A 17305-nucleotide genomic window follows, 5' to 3' on the forward strand; every position below is an offset into this window, starting at 1 on the left:
CGCCGGACGGCCGCCGGCTGAGCCAAACGGCCGTGACAGGGAGGAGGGCGGTTGAGAGCCCGGACACTCGAGGGCATATTTGAACAGAGGTCGCATATGTGTGTTCGTGGGCGACCTGCCTAGGCGGGGAGGACGAGTGATGGGCCCATGAGCATGGACGAGACGGGCCGTGGAGGTCCGCCTGAGGGCAGCGGCGAGCCCACACCGGCGGCTGCGGGAGACAGGCGGACGAGCGGCGTGCCGTCCGACGAAGTGCGCTGCTGGATCCTGGAACAGCTGCCGGTACCGGTGGCCTACTTCGGCAGGGACCAGCTGCTCGCCATGGCGAACGGCGCGGCGGCCGGCTCGGTCGGCAAGCCCGAGGCGTCGATACTGGGGCTGCGGCCGGGCGAGGTCGAGCCCGGACTGTTCCTGGAGGGCGGCGAAGGGCTCGCCGAGGCCATTGCCCGCGTGCTGAGAACGGGCGAGGGAGAGCCGTACGAGACACATCTCGTGGTGGCGGGAAGCGAGCACATCTGGCAGGCGGCGATGTCGCCCGTCCGGAACGCCGCCGGCGAGGTCCAGGGCGTGTCCGTCGTGACGCTCGACACCACCGAACAGTTCTGGGCCCGTCGCCGCCTGGCCGTGCTGAACAAGGCCAGTATGTGCATCGGCAGCACTCTGGACGTGGGCCGCACCGCCGAGGAGCTGGCGGAACTCGGCATCGACGGCTTCGCCGACTTCGTGACCGTCGATCTGCTCGCGGAGGTGCTGGCGGGCGACGAGGCGCGCTCCGTGCTGCACCGGGACAGGATCTCCTTCCACCGGGTGGCCCAGCGGTCGGTGCTCGAAGGGTGCCCCGAATCGGTCGTCCCGCTCGGTGATATCCATGACTACAACCGGGACTCCGTGGTGGGCCGCGCTCTGATCACCGGAGAGCCGTCGCGTCACACCGTCGACGAAGAGGCACTGCTGCGATGGGCGGCGGAGAGACCGGATCGCGGGCGGCGCATGCGTCTCAAAAAGGTCCATTCGGTCCTGGTCGTCCCACTGCGGGCACGCGGCATCACCCTCGGCATCGCGGTCTTCGCCCGCCACCGCACCCCCGCAGGGTTCGGCAGCGCGGATCTGCAGCTGGCCACCGAGCTCGTCTCGCGGGCGGCCGTGTGTGTGGACAACGCCCGCCGGTACACCCGTGAGCGAGCCACGGCACTCGCCCTGCAGCGCAGCCTGCTGCCCCGCCGCGCCGCCCGCCAGCAGGCCGTCGAGGTCACCACGCGCTATCTCCCGAACACCAACGGCGCCGGGATCGGCGGAGACTGGTTCGACGTCATCCCGCTGTCCGGGGCCCGGGTCGCCCTGGTCGTCGGCGACGTGGTCGGCCACGGCCTCCACGCCTCGGCGACCATGGGCAGGCTCCGCACCGCCGTGCGGACCCTCGCCGACGTCGACCTCGCCCCCGAGGAACTGCTCACGCAGCTCGACGCCCTGGTGCTGACGCTGGACCGCGAGGAGCCGGCGGACAGCGCCGACGGCGCCACGGTCGCCGGTGCGACCTGCCTCTACGCCGTGTACGACCCGGCGGGCGGGTGCTGCACGATGGCGAGGGCGGGCCACCCTGAGCCGATGCTGGTCCGCCCCGACGGCACCGTCGAACAACTGGAACTGCCCTCCGGACCGCCGCTCGGAGTGGGTGGCCTGACCTTCGAGGCGGCCGAGTTCGAGCTTCCGGAGGGCAGTCGGCTGGCCCTCTACACGGACGGACTGATCGAGACGGCGGGCAGGGACGTCGATACCGCCCTCGCCGACCTGCGCGACCTGCTCGGCCGCCCCGCGCGCTCTCTCGAAGAGGCCTGCGACAACGTCATGGACGCACTGGTTCCCGAGCAGCCGAACGACGACGTCGCCCTGCTGCTGGCGCGCACCCGCCGCCTGGACGCGGGCCACTACGCCTCGTGGGACCTCGCTGCCGATCCGGCCGTCGTCTCCTACGCCCGCAAACGAGCCGCGGCGCAACTGACGGCCTGGGGCCTGGACGACGCGGTGTTCACCACGGAACTGGTCGTGAGCGAACTGGTCACCAACGCCATCCGCTACGGCGGCGAGCCGATCCGGCTCCGCCTGATCCGGGACACCGCGCTCATCTGCGAGGTCTTCGACGGCAGCAGCACCGCTCCCCATCTGCGCCGTGCCCGGATCTTCGACGAGGGCGGACGCGGGCTCCTGCTCGTCGCCAGCCTCACCGAGCGCTGGGGGACCCGGTACACCGGCACGGGCAAGACCATCTGGGCCGAACAGCCGCTGCCCGGCGCGCATGAGGCGGAACTGCTCTGACTCCGGCCGGCGGCCGACCGGCCGCGGAGCAGTGCCCTGCGGACGGACGGGCTCAAGGTGGGGCGTCCCACCGCCGAAGACTCAGGTAAGTCGCACGCACACACACGCCGCGCCGTACTGGCGGGCGGCGCCCTGTTGGGCGCCGGCGCCCTCCTCGGTGCCACCCCCGCCGGCGCCGCCGGCAAGGTCGTCGCCGAACGACGACTGGACGATCGGCTGGTCGAGCTGACCGTCGACTCCCCGGCCCTCGGCGGCCGGAGCACCGTTGCCCTGCTGACCCCGCGCGGCTGGGACGGGCGCCGTCCCGGCGACCGCTGGCCCGTTCTCTATCTGCTGGCAGGCGGGGACGGCGACCACACGACCTGGACGACCCTCTTCAAGGTGCAGGAACTGGCCGAGCTGCGCGATGTCCTGGTGGTCATGCCGGGCATGCCGCTGTTCGGGTTCTGGACCGACTGGTGGAACCACGGCAAGGGGGGTGCTCCCCGGGTGCGCACGTACTTCCTGCGGGAAGTCGTGCCTCTGATGGAGCGGGACTACGGCGCCGGTCCGAACAGGGCGGCCGCCGGGGAGTCCCAGGGCGGGTTCGGTGCCCTGGGACTCGCCGCCCGGGTGGCGGGGCTGTTCGGTGCGGCCGCGGCCTTCGGGGCACCCGTGCATCCGGTACGGCACCCGGAGATGTGGCTCTCGGGAGCGAAGTTCGTCGGTGTGGACGGCTACGCGATCTTCGGCGATCCGTGGAAGCAGTGGAAGACCTGGCTCGACTGGGATCCGTACCACCACGCCGCGGGCCTGCGCCACACCCCCGTGTACCTGGCCTCCGGCGACGGGAAGCCCGGCCCGCTCGACGGGGACGAGCCCGACCCCCATATCCCCGGCACCGAGAAGTGGGTGGCGCTGGCGGACCACGGTGTCACCTCCGTCACCGAAGCCGTCTGCGGGGAGGAGACGAGGATGCTCGGCGACCGGCTCGCGTCGCTGGGCGCGCCGGTCGACGTCCACATCTACCCGGGTGGGCACAGCGGGACCTACGGGTACAGGGAACTGCGTCACGCCCTGCCGATGCTGATGGCCGCGCTGCGACGCTGACAGCCGGGCCGTCGGTCACCTGACCTGGTGCCGTCGCGCGAGGGCCGGGCGGCCTGCTCTCCACGGTCACCGGCGGCCGGTGCGTCGCTCCTCGGTGCGACGGCTCCCGGCGCTGCCTCGCGGCACCGGGAGCCGTCGGCCGGACGGTCAGGCCGCCGGAGCCGGGTAGGTCGGGTACTCGACTCCGGACACGTGCTGGACGACCCGGATGACCTGGGAGGAGTAGCCGAACTCGTTGTCGTACCAGAGGTAGAGGATCGCGTTGTCGCCCTCGACCTTGGTGGCGCCGGCGTCGACGATCGAGGCGTGGCGCGAGCCGATGAAGTCGCTCGAGACCGCGTCGGGCGCCGTGATGAAGTCGATCTGCCGCCTGAGCGGCGAGGTCAGCGACACGTTGCGCAGGTAGTCGAGGACCTCCTCGCGGTCGGTACCGCGCGCGAGCTGCAGGTTCAGGATCGCGATCGAGACGTCCGGCACCGGCACGCGGATCGAGCTGCCGGTGATCTTCGCATCGAGGTCGGGCAGAGCCTTGGTCACCGCGGAGGCGGCACCCGTCTCGGTGATGACCATGTTGAGCGGCGCGGAACGACCACGGCGGTCCGAGTTGTGGTAGTTGTCCAGCAGGTTCTGGTCGTTGGTGAACGAGTGGACGGTCTCCACATGACCGCGCAGTACGCCGTACTCGTCCGCCATCGCCTTCAGGGGCGGGACGATCGCGTTGGTGGTGCACGAGGCGCAGGAGATGATCTGCTCGTCCGGCTTGATCATGTCATGGTTGACGCCGTGCACGATGTTGGGCACATCGCCCTTGCCGGGCGCGGTCAGGACGACCTTCGCGATGCCGGGCCGAAGGTGCTTGGACAGGCCTTCGCGGTCGCGCCAGCGGCCCGTGTTGTCGATGAGGATGGCGTCCTTGATGCCGTGCGCCGTGTAGTCCACCGACGTCGGGTCGTCGGAGTAGATCACCTGGATCTCGTTGCCGTTGGCGATGATCCTGCTGTTCGCCTCGTCGACCGTGATCGTGCCCTGGAACTGGCCGTGGATGGAGTCGCGGCGCAGCAGCGAGGCGCGCTTCACGATGTCCTGTCCGGCGCCCTGGCGTACGACGATGGCGCGCAGCCGCAGGCCGTTGCCGGAGCCGGTCTTCTCGATGAGCAGGCGGGCCAGGAGGCGGCCGATGCGGCCGAATCCGTAGAGGACGACGTCGCGTGCCTCGCGGCGCTCCGTCTTGTTGGCGCCCGTGGCGCCGGCCACGGCCTCGGCGGTGAAGTCGTCCACCGACAGGCCGCGGTCGTCTGCCCGGTACGTCGCGGCGAGCATGCCGAGGTCGATCTGCGACGGTCCGAGGTCGAGCGCGGTGAGGGCGTGCAGGAACGGCAGCGTCTCGGTGACCGAGAGCTCCTCGCCTGCTATCTGCCGGGCGAACCGGTGGGTCTTGAGGATGCTGACCACCGACTTGTTCACCAGGGAGCGGCTGTGGAGCAGGATCGTGACGTCCCGCTCCCGGTGCAGCTTCCCGATGAGCGGGATCATCGACTCCGCGATCTCCTCGCGGGTCTTCCAATTGGTGAACGAGTCCTCGGTGGCAGTCACAAGTCCATCTTTCGAGCTAGGCGGTGCTCATATGTTAACCGCACCCGATTTTGATCATGCAATCGGTGCCACCCGACGGCCGTGGCCGAACGCACGACGGACCGGGCCGGGGCATCGCACAGATGTCGGGCAACCGCAGGACCCCGTGGGACGTCATCGAGGCATGACGCATTCGAGCCCCGAACGACGGTATTCCTACGGCTGCGGCCGTCCCGGCTGCTGCGGTACCCCCGTGGCGGGGCACAGCGACTGCCTGGCACACCTGGAGTCCGCGGACCGTGCCCGCTATCTGGCATCGCTGCATCCCGGCGCCGACATCGATCACCGGGGTACCACCCTCGGCCGAGCCCTGGTGGACGAACTGCTCGGAGCCGTGCGCGACCCGGAGAGCCGCCGCCCGGTCCTGGGGCACGCCCGGTTCGAGGAGGCGGTCTTTCCCGACGGGGCCTTCTTCCACGAAGCCGAATTCTCCTCGGAGGCTCACTTCCGTGCTGCGCGGTTCCCGCGTTTCGCGGGGTTCCGCAGGACTCGCTTCGCGGGACCGGCGGACTTCACCGACGCCTGCTTCGAGGACGAGTCGAGCTTCGTGCAGGCGCGGTTCGAAGGTCAGACGCTGTTCTACGGAGCGCGATTCCACGGCGAGGCCGAGTTCCTCAGCGCCCGATTCCACGACGTGGCCTGGATGGGCGGCGCGAGGTTCGGCACGGTGCAGTTCGACAGTGCGGGCTTCGACGGCGACGCCGATTTCAACCGAGTGCGTTTCGACGGCGAAACGAGCTTCACCTCTGCCGAGTTCGGGGGGCGGGCGACCTTCTCGGGGGCCCGTTTCGAGTGCGGCGTGTCATTCGGCTGGGCTCACTTCGCCGCGACCCCGGTCCTGGGGCCGCTGGTGAGCCGTCAGACGCTTTCACTGCGGAACGCGGTGTTCGACGGCCCGGTCGTCATCGAAGCGGCGGCCTCCGGTCTGGACTGCGGACGGACCCGCTGGGCCTCGACGGCGACCCTGCGGCTGCGCCATGCCGATCTGGATCTGACCGACGCGGTGTGTGAGTACCCGGTGACGGTCGCGGCCCGGGCCACTCCGTTCGCCGCCGGCCCGCACCCGCTGCCGGAGGACGGGCTCTCCGGCGACCCCGGCGTGCGGCTGGTCTCCGTGAACGGGGTGGACGCGGCGCACCTGATGCTGCACGACATCGACCTGAGCGCCTGCCGGTTCGCGGGCGCCGTCCATCTCGACCAGCTGCGGGTGGACGGCTGGTGCACCTTCGCCGTGCCCCCCACCGCTACGAGGCGGCCGTGGAGCCCCCGCAAAGTGCTGGCCGAGGAGCATCACTGGCGCGCTCGGGCCGGCCGGACGCCCGGACGAAGACGTGGCTGGACAAAGGCACCGGACGGCACCCCCGGCCTGCGGCCGGCCGCCATCGCCGCGCTGTACCGGCAACTGCGCAAGTCCTTGGAGGACGGCAGGAACGAGCCCGACGCGGCGGACTTCTACTACGGCGAGATGGAGATGCGCCGCCACGACGCGAGCAGGATGATGTCGGAACGTGCGCTGGTGACCTCGTACTGGGCCCTGAGCGGCTACGGGTTACGGGCCGCGCGTGCCCTGATCTGGCTGTTGGCGGCCATGACCGGCACGCTGCTGGCCATGATGCTGTGGGGGCTGCCGGCCGATGATCCGAAGCCTCTGACCAAAGGCAGGCAGGTGGCGGTGGGGCAGGACATGGCCCTCGTCACCGAGACCCCGGACCCGGTCAACCCCGCCGGGCCGGTGGCCGGACGTCTCACCACCGAGCGCTTCGAGAAAGCCGTGCGAGTAGTGATCAACTCAGTGGTCTTCCGCTCGTCCGGCCAAGAGCTCACCACCGCCGGAACGTACACCGAGATGGCCTCCCGTATCACGGAACCCGTCCTGCTGGGCCTTGCCGTCCTGGCGGTCCGCAACCGCGTGAAACGCTGATGCGGACTGCCCGGCCCCGCCCCGCCGCGAGCCGCCGCAAGGCCGAGGGGCCGGACGTCAGCCGTCGCCGGGGCCGGCTGTCGAGACGCACACCGGAGATCCGGACCCCGGCTACCGCGTGGCGCCGGCCCGCTCCTCGTCGGCGTCGAGGATCGAGATCTCCAGCTTGCGCAGGAGCCGCGCGAGTTGCCGGCGCTCGGAGGGGGACAGCCCTCCGAGCATCCGGTTCTCGTTGTCCAGGTGCTCGGCGAACGCCGTGTCCACCGTGGCGAGGCCCTTCTCCGTCAGCCGGCAGTACACGACTCTGCGGTCCTGGGTGTCCCGCTCCCGGACGATGAGGCCGTCCTTCTCCAGGCGGTCGATCCGCAGAGTCACCCCCGCCGACGACACCAGGCCGGAGTCGGCGAGCTGCCCGGCCGTCAGCCGGTAGGGCTCGCCGGACCTGCGGAGCGCGGTCAGGACGTCGAAGCCCGCCACGGACAGCCCGTGCCGCTCGACGGACTCGGTGAGGCCGGTGCTGTAGCGCAGGAAGGAGCGGTGGAGACGGGCCAGGACCTCGAGCGGGCTCGTGTCCAGTTCGGGCCGCTCCCGCGCCCAGTCCTCGATCACCTTCGCCACGGCGTCCTGGTCCCCAGGCCTTGATGCTGCCATCTCATCCCCTTGTACGGCGTCGGCCGGCGGTCCCCCCGGCTTCTCACGGCACTGAGAATCTTAGCGCTGAGGTGATGGAAGGCTCAGCCGCGGGACCGCCGTCACACAGGGGTCCACGGCCTCAGCTCGTCCGCGAGGTGGCCGCCCCCGCGCCGGCTCGATCAGGCACTTGACGCGTCCGTGCTCGTGCCCACGCATACGCGCTCAGGTGTTGAGTTCTTCCAGCGTCCTGCCCTTGGTCTCGACGGCGAACCATGCGATCACCGCTCCCACGGCCCCCATCACGGCGAGCTGCGCGAAGACCAGGGCCAGGCCGCCACCGGCCCCGATGATCGCGCCGACGGCCACCGGGCCGAGGATGACGCCGCACCGGTTCCACAGGCCTCCGAAGGCCGCGCCCTTGGCCCGGTTGAAGGTGGGGTACAGCTCAGGGGAGTACAGGTAGAGCCCCGCGTTGATCGCGTACAGGAAGAACGTCGTACAGGAGGCGAAGAGGGCGACCTGGCCGCCCGACGTCGCACCGGCGAGCGCCAGTACGCCGAGTGAGAGCGTCGTCCCGACGAACGCGCCGACCAGGGCGGGCCTCCGGCCGGTGCGGTCGATCAGCATCGCCATGACGAACGTGCCCAGCAGCCCCGTGACGTTGCTGAGCAGGGTGAAGACGAGGGCCGTGGTGAGATCCAGGCCGAACTCCTTCGTGTAGAGCGAGGGCAGCCAGGTGGAGATGCCGTGGTTCACGTAGTACGCCGCGAACCACAGGCCCGCCAGTACGGAGGTCCGGCGCAGGTAGCGTCCCCGGAACAGGTCCATGAGGGTGCCCTTGGGCTCGTCCACCGGGTTCGCGGACGGGGCCGGCGCAGGAAGCTCTTCGGAGGTGGCGCGGGCCACCTCCGCCTCGATCCTGGCGATGGCCGCCTCCGCCTCGGCCGTACGTCCGCGTGACAGCAGCCATCGCGGGGACTCCTCGACGTGGCGCGGCAGCATGGCGGCGATCAGCACCGGAAGGGCGCCGATGAGGAACATCGCGCGCCAGCCGAAGGCGGGGATCACCCATACGGCGAGCAGCGTGGCGGCCGCGAGGCCGGCCGGGAAGATCATCTCGTAGAGCAGGACGAAGCGGCCCCGCTTGTCGGACCGGGCGATCTCGTTGATGTAGGTGGCGGCGACAGGAACGACGCCGCCGATCCCGAGGCCCTGCACGAACCGGAAGAGGGAGAACATCTCGATGCCGCCGGAGAGGGCGACGGCGAGGCTGGAGAGACCCGTGATCGCGACGCCCAGGGCGACGGTACGCACACGCCCGATGCGGTCGCCGAGCCAGCCGGCGGCCAGCGCGCCGAGCAGCATGCCGATCGACGCGGACGTGACGGCGAAGGTGGCCTGCCCGGTGGACAGATTCCATTCCTTCATCAGTACGGGGAGCGCGGATGCGGCCAGCAACTGGTCGAACGCCTCGAAGAAGGTGACGGCGCCGATCAGGAACCGGACTTTGATGTGCCAGCGCGAGTGGGGCAGTCGTTCAAGTCTCGCGGCGATGGAGCCGAGTGCGGGCTTGCCGGCCACAGTCGTCATGGAGGGTGTCCTTCCGCGGGCAGATGAGTTGCGGAGACAGTAGGGGGCTATATCTAAGCGGTCAATAGTTAAGAGCTTAGGAAGCTGACTCCCTGCAACTCGGTCACCATCATCGGCGCCATGGATGCGGTGCTCAAGGACCCCCAGGCAACGATTTCACCTCGGGGTCTTGTGCTGAGAAAGTTAAGCGCTTAGATTTCTAGCACTTCGGCACTTCGGCAGTTCGGTGGCGGTGACCCAACGAGCGTGTCCGCAACCGGAGTCCACCCTTTTCCCGCCTCGTCCGGAGGTCCACCCGTGCAGCAGTTCCCCACCGACATCCTGATCGCGGGCCAGTGGCGGCGCGGCGCTGGTGAACCCGTCGACACGGTCGACCCGGCCACGGGCCGACTTCTCGCCACCGTCCACTCCGCCTCGGCGGACGAGGTGGCGGAGGCCGCCGAAGCCGCGGCCGAGGCCGTGGCGGACCCGGCCTGGCGCGACCTGCCCGCCCATGACCGGGCCCGCCTGCTCCACAGGATCGGCGAGCTCACCGAGCAGGCCGCCGACGAGCTCTCCGCCGTGCAGACCGCCGACACCGGCAAGACCCTCACCGAGACCAGGGCCCTCGCGCTCAGCGCGGCGGGCACCTTCCGTTACATGGCGGCCGTCCTGGAGACGGCCGAGGAGACGGTCACACCGTCCCGTGGCCCGTACGTGACCGTGAGCACGCACGAACCCATCGGCGTCGTCGGAGCGATCAACCCCTGGAACTCCCCGGTCGCCAGCGACGCACAGAAGATCGCTCCGGCGCTCGCCGCCGGCAACGCGGTGATCCTGAAACCCGCGGCCTGGACGCCCCTGGTGTCCCTGGCGCTCGGGCGGCTGATCACCCAGGCACTCGACGAGTTCCGGCTGCCGTCCGCACTGCTCTCCGTGCTGCCCGGGAGCGGCCGGGTGGTGGGTGACGCCCTCGTGCGCCACCCCCTGGTCGGCCGCATCGGATTCACCGGGGGCACGGAGACCGGGCGGTCCATCGCCGAGATCGCCGCCCGGAAGCTGATTCCCGCCTCGTTGGAGCTGGGCGGCAAGTCACCGACGATCGTGCGCGCCGACGCCGACATCGCACAGGCCCTCGCCGGGGTGCTGTTCGGGATCTTCTCGTCCAGCGGTCAGTCCTGCATCGCCGGCTCCCGGCTGTTCGTGGCCCGCGAGATCTACGACTCCTTCGTCGGGGAGCTCGTCGAGCGCGCACGCGAACTGCGGGTCGGTCCCGGTACCGACCCGGCCACCCAGGTCGGACCCCTGGTGCACCACCGCCACCGCGACTCCGTCGCCGCCTACGTCGACCTCGCCCGGTCCGAAGGCGCCCGCGTGCTGTGCGGCGGATCGGCGCCCGAGGGCCAGCTGTACGAGCACGGGGCCTACTACCTCCCCACCGTGCTCGACGGCCTGCCGAACACCTCGCGGACCTGCCAGGAGGAGATCTTCGGCCCGGTCCTGGTCGCCCTGCCCTACGACGACGAGGACGACCTCGTCCGCCAGGCGAACGACTCCGTCTACGGCCTGGCCTGCGGGATCTGGACCCGTGACCTGCGCGCAGCCGGGGCGCTCGCACGCCGGATCGAGGCCGGAACCGTCTGGATCAACACCTACAAACAGTTCAGCGCCTCCACCCCGTTCAGCGGGTGGAAGGACAGCGGCCTCGGCACGGAGAAGGGCCGCGACGCGATCCGCGCCTACCAGCGCCAGAAGTCCCTCTACTGGGGCATCTCGGACCACCCGCTTCCGTGGGCCAACTGACCCGGCACGCCTGCCCGTCCTGGAGGGACCCCATGCACCAGCCACCGCCCGGTCCGATCGCCCGGCTCCGCTCGCTGCGCTACGTCGAGCTGCACACCCCGGCCTTCACCGAGGCCGCCGACTTCTACGAGGACGTCTGGGGTCTCGAGACCGTCGAGTCCGACACCGGGGCCCGATGGCTCAGGGGTACGAGCGACGAACACCACGTCCTGCACCTGACCGAGCGGGACCGGGTCGGCCTCGGCAGGATCGCCTTCGCCGTCGCCACCCCCGCCGAGGTCGACCAGGCGGCGCGGCGCCTCGAAGCGCGCTCCCTCGTGCCCGTCACCGGACCGGGTCCGCTGGACCAGGCCGGCGGCGGTTACGGCCTGCGGTTCACCGACCCCGAGGGCCGACTCATCGAGATCAGCGCCCAGGTCGAGGCCGTGGTCCCGCGCGGCAGGGACGGCGCCGTGCCCGTCGGGGTGACGCACGCCGTGCTCAACACCACCGACATCGACGCCGCCGTCGCCTTCTACTGCGATGTCCTCGGGCTGCGCGTCTCCGACTGGTCCGAGCACCAGATGGCGTTCCTGCGCTGCAACAGCGACCACCACTGCATCGCCTTCAACCAGGCGGAGTGGACCTCGCTGAACCACGTGGCGTACGAGATGACCTCGGTCGACCACTTCATGCGGGGCCTCGGACGGCTGCGCCACCACGGCATCACCCCCCAGTGGGGACCCGGCCGGCACGGCCCCGGGAACAACACGTTCTCGTACTTCACCGACCCCTCCGGCCTGGTCTGCGAGTACACCTCCGAGGTCGCCCAGATCGTCGAGGACGCCTGGATCGCCCGGGTGTGGCGGCGGGTCCCCGAACTGTCCGACCTGTGGGGGACGGCCGGTGCGCCGTCGAAGGAGATCCGCTGCAGCATGGCCGGCTCCCCGGACCCGGGCCCCCTCGCATCCCCCGACGCCCAGGGCTCCGGCCCGCTTCTTCCCGTAGACGCCCAGGAGGCAACCGCATGAGCACCGTACGCAGGGTCGCCGTCGTCGGGTGGGGCGCCATCGGCCGCGTCGTCGGCACCGCGCTCGCCGAAGGGCGTGTGACCGGCGCCGAGCTGGTCTGCGTCGTCGACAACCGCCCGCTCGGTGAGGCCGCCCCCGTGCGGCAGGCGACCTTCGAAGAGGCCATGGAGACCTGCGACCTCGTGGTCGAGGCCGCAGGGCAGGGCGTCGTACGCGAATGGGGCGAGCGGGTCCTGGCCTCCGGCACCGACCTGCTGATCGCCTCCACGGGGGCGCTGACCGACGACGAGCTCACGAAGAGGCTGCTGACGGCCGGCCCCGGCCGGGTGTACTTCACCGGCGGCGCCGTCGGCGGGCTCGACCTGCTCCAGGCGGTGCGTACGCTCGGCCCGCTCGACGAGGTGCGGCTGACCACCACAAAACTGCCGTCCACCCTCGAACAGCCCTGGATGGACGACGAGCTGCTGGCGCGCATGCGGACCGCCACCGGACCGGTCGAGGTCATGTCCGGTACCGCGCGTGACGTCCCGGTCAAATTCCCCAAGTCGACGAACGTGGCGGCCTCGGTCGCGCTGGCCGTCGGCGACCTGGACGCTGTGCGGGTCCAGGTCGTCGCCGACCCGGCGGCGCATCACACCCGCCATGTGATCGAGGCGTCCGGCGGACACGGGGCGTACCGCTTCGAGGTCGCCCACCTGCCCGACCCCGGCAACCCCGCCACCAGCCAGGTGGTGCCCTACGCGGTGCTGCGCAGCCTGGCCGCACTCGCCGGACGGACCGGGCAGATCCTGTGAGCGCCGCCGGCATCCACGTCGAGGAGGCAGGCGACCACGGCCCCCTGCTGCTGTGCCTGCACGGCATCGGCTCCTCCTCGGCGGCCTTCGCCCCGCAGCTCGCCGAACTCTCCGCGTACGTGAGGGTCGTGGCCTGGGACGCCCCCGGGTACGCCAAGTCGCCCGACCCCGAGGCCCCCCTCGGCCTCGACGACTACGCGGACGCGGCGGCCGCCCTCATCCGTGAGCGCGGTACCTCCGCGCACGTCCTCGGCGTCTCCTGGGGCGGGGTGATCGCGCTGCGGCTCGCCACCCGCCACCCGGAGCTGGTCGCCTCGCTGATCGTCGCCGACTCCAGCCCCGGCTCCGGCACCGACGAGGCCAAGGCGGCCGGAATGCGCGCCAGGGCGGCCGACCTCGCCGAGCTGGGCCCCCGCGCCTTCGCAGAGGCCCGGGGCCCGCGGCTCGTGTCGCCCGACGCGCCGGACGACCTGGTACGCCGCGTCGTGGACACCATGGCGGCCTCGGTACGGCTGCCGGGTTACGCGTACGCCGCCGAATCGATGGCCTCGGCCGACCTGCGCGCCGAACTCCCCTCGATCGCCGCCCCCACCCTCGTGCTCTGCGGCGAACAGGACCGGGTCACCGGCATCGAGGCGAGCCAGGCCATCGCAGGGGCCATCCACAAGACCGCCTACGTGATCGTCAAGGACGCCGGTCACCTGGCCAACCAGGAGCAGCCGGGCCACTTCGACGCCTGGGTGCTCTCCCACCTCCGCATCACCGCATCCATCCCCGAATAGGAGCTCCACCATGCCGCTGACCACCGACGCGTACGACAACGGCGACGACCTCTCCGCGTACACCGACTCCCTCATCGCCACCAAGGCCTCCCGGGTCGCCGACTTCGACACCCTGTCCTTCCAGGAGAAGGCCGGCCCGCAGTTCCGCCGCGGCCAGATCCGCTACGTAGGCTCCGGCGCCACCGGAAACCACGAGAGCGACAGCCGCATCCTCCCCTCCGGGGGGTTCACCTTCTCCAACATGCTGCTGCCGCCCGGCGCCGAGGGACCTGCCCACACCCACCACGACGTCGAAGAGGCCTTCTTCGTCCTGGAGGGCGAGGTCAAGGTCGGCATCCACCGGGGCGCCGACGAGGCCGAGTACCGCACCCTGGGCTACCGCGACATGATCGTCGTCCCCGCCGGTGTGACCCGGTCGCTGAAGAACGAGGGTGACACCGACGCCCTGTTCTGCGTCGTCATCGGCACGCAGAAGCCGCAGGTGCCGTCGTACCCCGAGTACTCGCCGATGCACGGCGTCACCCGTGGCTGACCAGCCCCCGGCAGGCCGGCGCACCGTCGTCGTCACCGGAGCGGGCCGTGGCCTGGGACTGGCCATGGCCCGCCGGGCGGGCACCGACGGCTTCCGTGTCGTCCTCGCCGAGCTGGAACGGGCGCGGGGGGAGCACGCCGCCGCCGGCCTGCGCGCGGAGGGCCTCGACGCCCACTTCGTACGCTGCGACGTCGCCGACCCCGCCTCGGTGGAGGCGCTCGCCGACGCCGTACGTGAACTGGGCCCGCTGTACGGCCTGGTCAACAACGCGGCACTCGCCAACGGTGTCGGCGGCAAGGAGTTCCAGGACATCGACGTCGAGGTGTGGGACAGGCTGATGGCGGTCAACGCCCGCAGCCCCTGGCTGGTGTCGAAGGCCCTGTACCCCCTTCTCACCGGGCCCGGCCGCATCGTCAACCTCGCCTCGGACGCAGCGCTGTACGGCTCCCCGCGCCTCGCCCACTACATCGCCTCCAAGGGCGCCGTCATCGCGCTGACCCGCGCCATGGCACGCGAACTCGGCGAGAAGGGGATCACCGTCAACGCGGTGGCCCCGGGACTCACGGAGGGGGAGGCGACCGAGACCGTGCCCGCGGAGCGGCACGACCTCTACCGCGTGAACAGGGCCATCTCCCGGCCGCAGCAGCCGGACGACCTCATCGGGATCGTCTCCTTCCTGCTCGGCGAGGAATCCCGCTATCTGACCGGACAGGTGATCGCCGTCAACGGCGGCTTCACCATGAACTGAACCGCAGGAGATACGAGTTATGGATCTGGGCCTCGCCGACCGCACCATCGTGGTCACCGGCGGCAGCTCGGGCGTCGGCCTGGCCACGGTCCGCGCCCTGCTCGACGAGGGCGCCCGCGTCGCCACCTGCGGCCGCGACGCCGACCGGCTGGCAAAGGCGGCCGCCGGCCTCGGCGCCGGCAGCGACCGACTGCTGACCGGCGTGTGCGACGTACGGAACGCCGACGCCGTGAGCGACTTCGTCCGGCGTACCGCCGAGGAGTTCGGCGGCATCGACGGACTGGTCAACAACGCCGGACAGTCCCGGATGAAGGGGCTCGACGACTCCACCGCCGAGGACTGGCGTGACGAACTGGAGCTCAAGTTCGCCGGGGTACTGAACCCCCTCCAGGCGGCGCGCCCTCACCTCGCCGCGTCCGGAGCGGCGAGCGTCGTCAACATCAACGCGGTCCTGGCCAAGCAGCCCGAGACCCGGCTGATCACGACGAGTGCCGCGCGCGCCGGCATCCTCAACCTCTCCAAGTCCCTGTCCGTCGAGCTCGCCGGCGACGGCATCCGGGTCAACTCCGTCTGCCTCGGACTCGTCGACACCGGCCAGTGGACCCGCCGCCACGCGTCCTCGGACTCCGGCCTGACGTACGAGGAGTGGCAGGCGGAACTCGCCGAGGACCGGGGCATCGCGCTCGGCCGCCTCGGCCGGGCCGAGGAGGTCGCGTACGCCGTCGTCACCCTGCTCTCGCCCCGCGCCTCCTACATCACCGGCACCAGCATCGACGTCTGCGGCGGCGTCGGCCGCTCCATCCTCTGAGGAGACACCATGCGTCACGACAACGGAGGCGATCTCCTCGTCACCGTCCTGCGCGAACTCGGCATCGACACCGTCTTCGGCATCGTCAGCGTCCACAACCTGCCGCTCGTCGAAGCCGTCGACCGTGAACTGCGGTTCGTACCCGTGCGGCACGAGGCATCCGCGGTCAACGCCGCCGACGCCTACGGCCGTGCCCGGGGCGGTCTCGGCTGCGCCCTGACCTCGACCGGCACCGGCGCGGGCAACGCGGCGGGCTCACTGATAGAGGCGCTCAGCGCGGGGACTTCCGTACTGCACGTCACCGGCCAGGTGGAAAGCGAATTCCTCGGCAGCGGCCGGGGGTTCATCCACGAGACCAAGGACCAGCTCGGCATGCTGAAGGCCGTCTCCGCGTACGCGGCGAGCGTGCCGGACGCCGGGCAGGCAGGCAGGATCCTGCGCGAGGCGGCCCGTTCGGCGCTGGCCGCACCGGGGGGTCCCGCCAGCGTGGAGTGGCCCATCGACCTCCAGTACGCGGCGCAGACCGACGAACCCGTCGAGTACGCGGCGCCCGCCCCCGTCGTTCCCGCACAGGGTGAACTCGCCGCCGCCGGGGCCCTTCTGGCCTCCGCGCGACGCCCGCTCGTCTGGGCCGGCGGTGGCGCGAACACCGCCCGCGGCGAGCTGGCCCGGCTGCTGGAGGCGACCGGCGCCGGACTGATCACCTCGAACTCCGGCCGGGGCAGCGTGCCCGAGGACCACGAGCAGGTCATCGGTAACTTCGCCACCACACCTGCCGTGCGCGCCCTGATCGAGGACGCGGACGTCCTGCTGACCATCGGCACGCACTTCCGGTCGAACGAGACCGCGGACTACACCCTGGAACTCCCCGCCGCCCACATCCAGATCGATGTCGACGCGGCTGCCCTCGGCAGGGTCCACCCGGTCACCCACGCGCTGCACGGTGATGCGGCGGGCACCCTGGCAGCCCTGCTGCCGCACGCCGCGACCGCCGAACCCGGCTGGACGGACCGCGTCGGCGCCGTACGCACCGAAGTGCGCGCGATCCTGCACGACAACATCGGACCGCAGGCCGCGATCTGCGACGCGATCCGCGCCGCTCTTCCCCGTGAGGCCGTCGTCGCACGCGACGTCACCATCCCCTCCAGCAGCTGGGGCAACCGGCTCCTCGAGATGTACGACCCGAAGGACAACGTCTTCCCGCGCGGCGGCGGCATCGGGCAAGGGCTGGGCATGGGCATCGGCGCGGCGCTCGCGAGGCCCGGCGCGCCCACCGTCGTGATCGCGGGCGACGGCGGACTCGCCGTCCACCTCGGCGAGCTCCTCACCCTCGCCCAGGAGCGGCCCCGGCTGACCCTGATCGTCTTCAACGACGGCGGCTACGGGGTCCTGCGCAACATGCAGGACCACCACAGCGAGCGCCGTTCGGGTGTCGACCTGACCACCCCGGACTTCGGGCTGCTGGCCCGCGCCTGCGGGCTGCCGTACGCGCGCATCGCGGCGGAGGAGCACGCGGGACCGGTTCTCGGCGACGCCATCGCCTCGGACGGCCCCACGCTCGTCGAGGTCGACCTGGGCGCCCTCGGCCCGATGAAGTACCCGTTCACCCCGCCCGTGAGGATCCCGGGCCAGTAGCCCGGCCGACCGAACTGCCGGCAAGGAGGCAACAGA

The 17305-nt window shown here is 71.1% G+C and carries 14 protein-coding genes; 11 read left to right on the forward strand and 3 right to left on the reverse strand.

Going from position 1 to position 17305, the window contains the following annotated elements; all coding sequences use genetic code 11:
• The first annotated feature begins 147 nt into the window (after nt 1-147).
• Together OO67_RS29180 and OO67_RS29185 are read left to right on the forward strand one after the other, a co-directional pair.
• Nucleotides 148-2313, forward strand: a complete 2166-nt coding sequence (locus OO67_RS29180) for a SpoIIE family protein phosphatase (RefSeq protein WP_033304756.1) — start codon at nt 148-150, stop codon at nt 2311-2313.
• A 57-nt stretch (nt 2314-2370) separates the two neighbouring features.
• The gene (locus OO67_RS29185) at nt 2371-3402 is read left to right on the forward strand and encodes an alpha/beta hydrolase (RefSeq protein ID WP_051709981.1); all 1032 of its coding nucleotides are present in this window, start codon (nt 2371-2373) and stop codon (nt 3400-3402) included.
• 147 nt (nt 3403-3549) lie between these two features.
• Here OO67_RS29185 and OO67_RS29190 read toward each other — a convergent pair whose 3' ends face one another.
• Nucleotides 3550-4995: a glyceraldehyde-3-phosphate dehydrogenase gene (locus OO67_RS29190; RefSeq protein WP_033304757.1), complete on the reverse strand. Its 1446-nt coding sequence runs from the start codon at nt 4993-4995 to the stop codon at nt 3550-3552.
• A 163-nt stretch (nt 4996-5158) separates the two neighbouring features.
• On the opposite strand from OO67_RS29190, the gene OO67_RS29195 reads away from it, so the two are divergent.
• On the forward strand, nt 5159-6955 hold the full coding sequence (locus OO67_RS29195) for a pentapeptide repeat-containing protein (RefSeq protein WP_033304758.1): 1797 nt from the start codon (nt 5159-5161) through the stop codon (nt 6953-6955).
• 111 nt (nt 6956-7066) lie between these two features.
• Here OO67_RS29195 and OO67_RS29200 read toward each other — a convergent pair whose 3' ends face one another.
• Both OO67_RS29200 and OO67_RS29205 read right to left on the reverse strand, forming a co-directional pair.
• A complete protein-coding gene (locus tag OO67_RS29200; RefSeq protein ID WP_033304759.1) occupies nt 7067-7606 on the reverse strand; it encodes a MarR family winged helix-turn-helix transcriptional regulator in 540 nt (179 codons plus the stop codon).
• Between the two features lie 204 nt (nt 7607-7810).
• Nucleotides 7811-9178, reverse strand: a complete 1368-nt coding sequence (locus OO67_RS29205) for an MFS transporter (protein WP_033304760.1) — start codon at nt 9176-9178, stop codon at nt 7811-7813.
• A gap of 297 nt (nt 9179-9475) precedes the next feature.
• On the opposite strand from OO67_RS29205, the gene OO67_RS29210 reads away from it, so the two are divergent.
• The 8 genes from OO67_RS29210 to OO67_RS29245 are packed head-to-tail and all read left to right on the forward strand — an operon-like array spanning nt 9476 to nt 17269.
• The gene (locus OO67_RS29210) at nt 9476-10960 is read left to right on the forward strand and encodes an aldehyde dehydrogenase (RefSeq protein ID WP_033304761.1); all 1485 of its coding nucleotides are present in this window, start codon (nt 9476-9478) and stop codon (nt 10958-10960) included.
• 32 nt (nt 10961-10992) lie between these two features.
• The gene (locus OO67_RS29215; RefSeq protein WP_033304762.1) at nt 10993-11970 is read left to right on the forward strand and encodes a VOC family protein; all 978 of its coding nucleotides are present in this window, start codon (nt 10993-10995) and stop codon (nt 11968-11970) included.
• On the forward strand, nt 11967-12764 hold the full coding sequence (locus tag OO67_RS29220; protein ID WP_051709983.1) for an aspartate dehydrogenase domain-containing protein: 798 nt from the start codon (nt 11967-11969) through the stop codon (nt 12762-12764). Before OO67_RS29215 ends, OO67_RS29220 begins: the two co-directional genes overlap by 4 nt.
• Entirely contained in the window at nt 12761-13546 is a 786-nt protein-coding gene (locus OO67_RS29225) for an alpha/beta fold hydrolase (protein WP_033304763.1), read from the forward strand. Before OO67_RS29220 ends, OO67_RS29225 begins: the two co-directional genes overlap by 4 nt.
• A 10-nt stretch (nt 13547-13556) precedes the next feature.
• Nucleotides 13557-14078, forward strand: a complete 522-nt coding sequence (locus tag OO67_RS29230; protein ID WP_033304764.1) for a cupin domain-containing protein — start codon at nt 13557-13559, stop codon at nt 14076-14078.
• Nucleotides 14071-14826, forward strand: coding sequence for an SDR family oxidoreductase (locus OO67_RS29235; protein WP_033304765.1), 756 nt, complete (start codon nt 14071-14073; stop codon nt 14824-14826). Before OO67_RS29230 ends, OO67_RS29235 begins: the two co-directional genes overlap by 8 nt.
• Nucleotides 14827-14845: 19 nt before the next feature.
• Entirely contained in the window at nt 14846-15634 is a 789-nt protein-coding gene (locus OO67_RS29240) for an SDR family oxidoreductase (protein WP_033304766.1), read from the forward strand.
• 9 nt (nt 15635-15643) lie between these two features.
• Nucleotides 15644-17269: a thiamine pyrophosphate-binding protein gene (locus OO67_RS29245; RefSeq protein ID WP_033304767.1), complete on the forward strand. Its 1626-nt coding sequence runs from the start codon at nt 15644-15646 to the stop codon at nt 17267-17269.
• The last annotated feature ends 36 nt before the right edge of the window (nt 17270-17305 follow it).

Source organism: Streptomyces atroolivaceus, assembly GCF_000717025.1.
In the GTDB taxonomy this organism is placed as follows: Bacteria; Actinomycetota; Actinomycetes; order Streptomycetales; family Streptomycetaceae; genus Streptomyces; species Streptomyces atroolivaceus.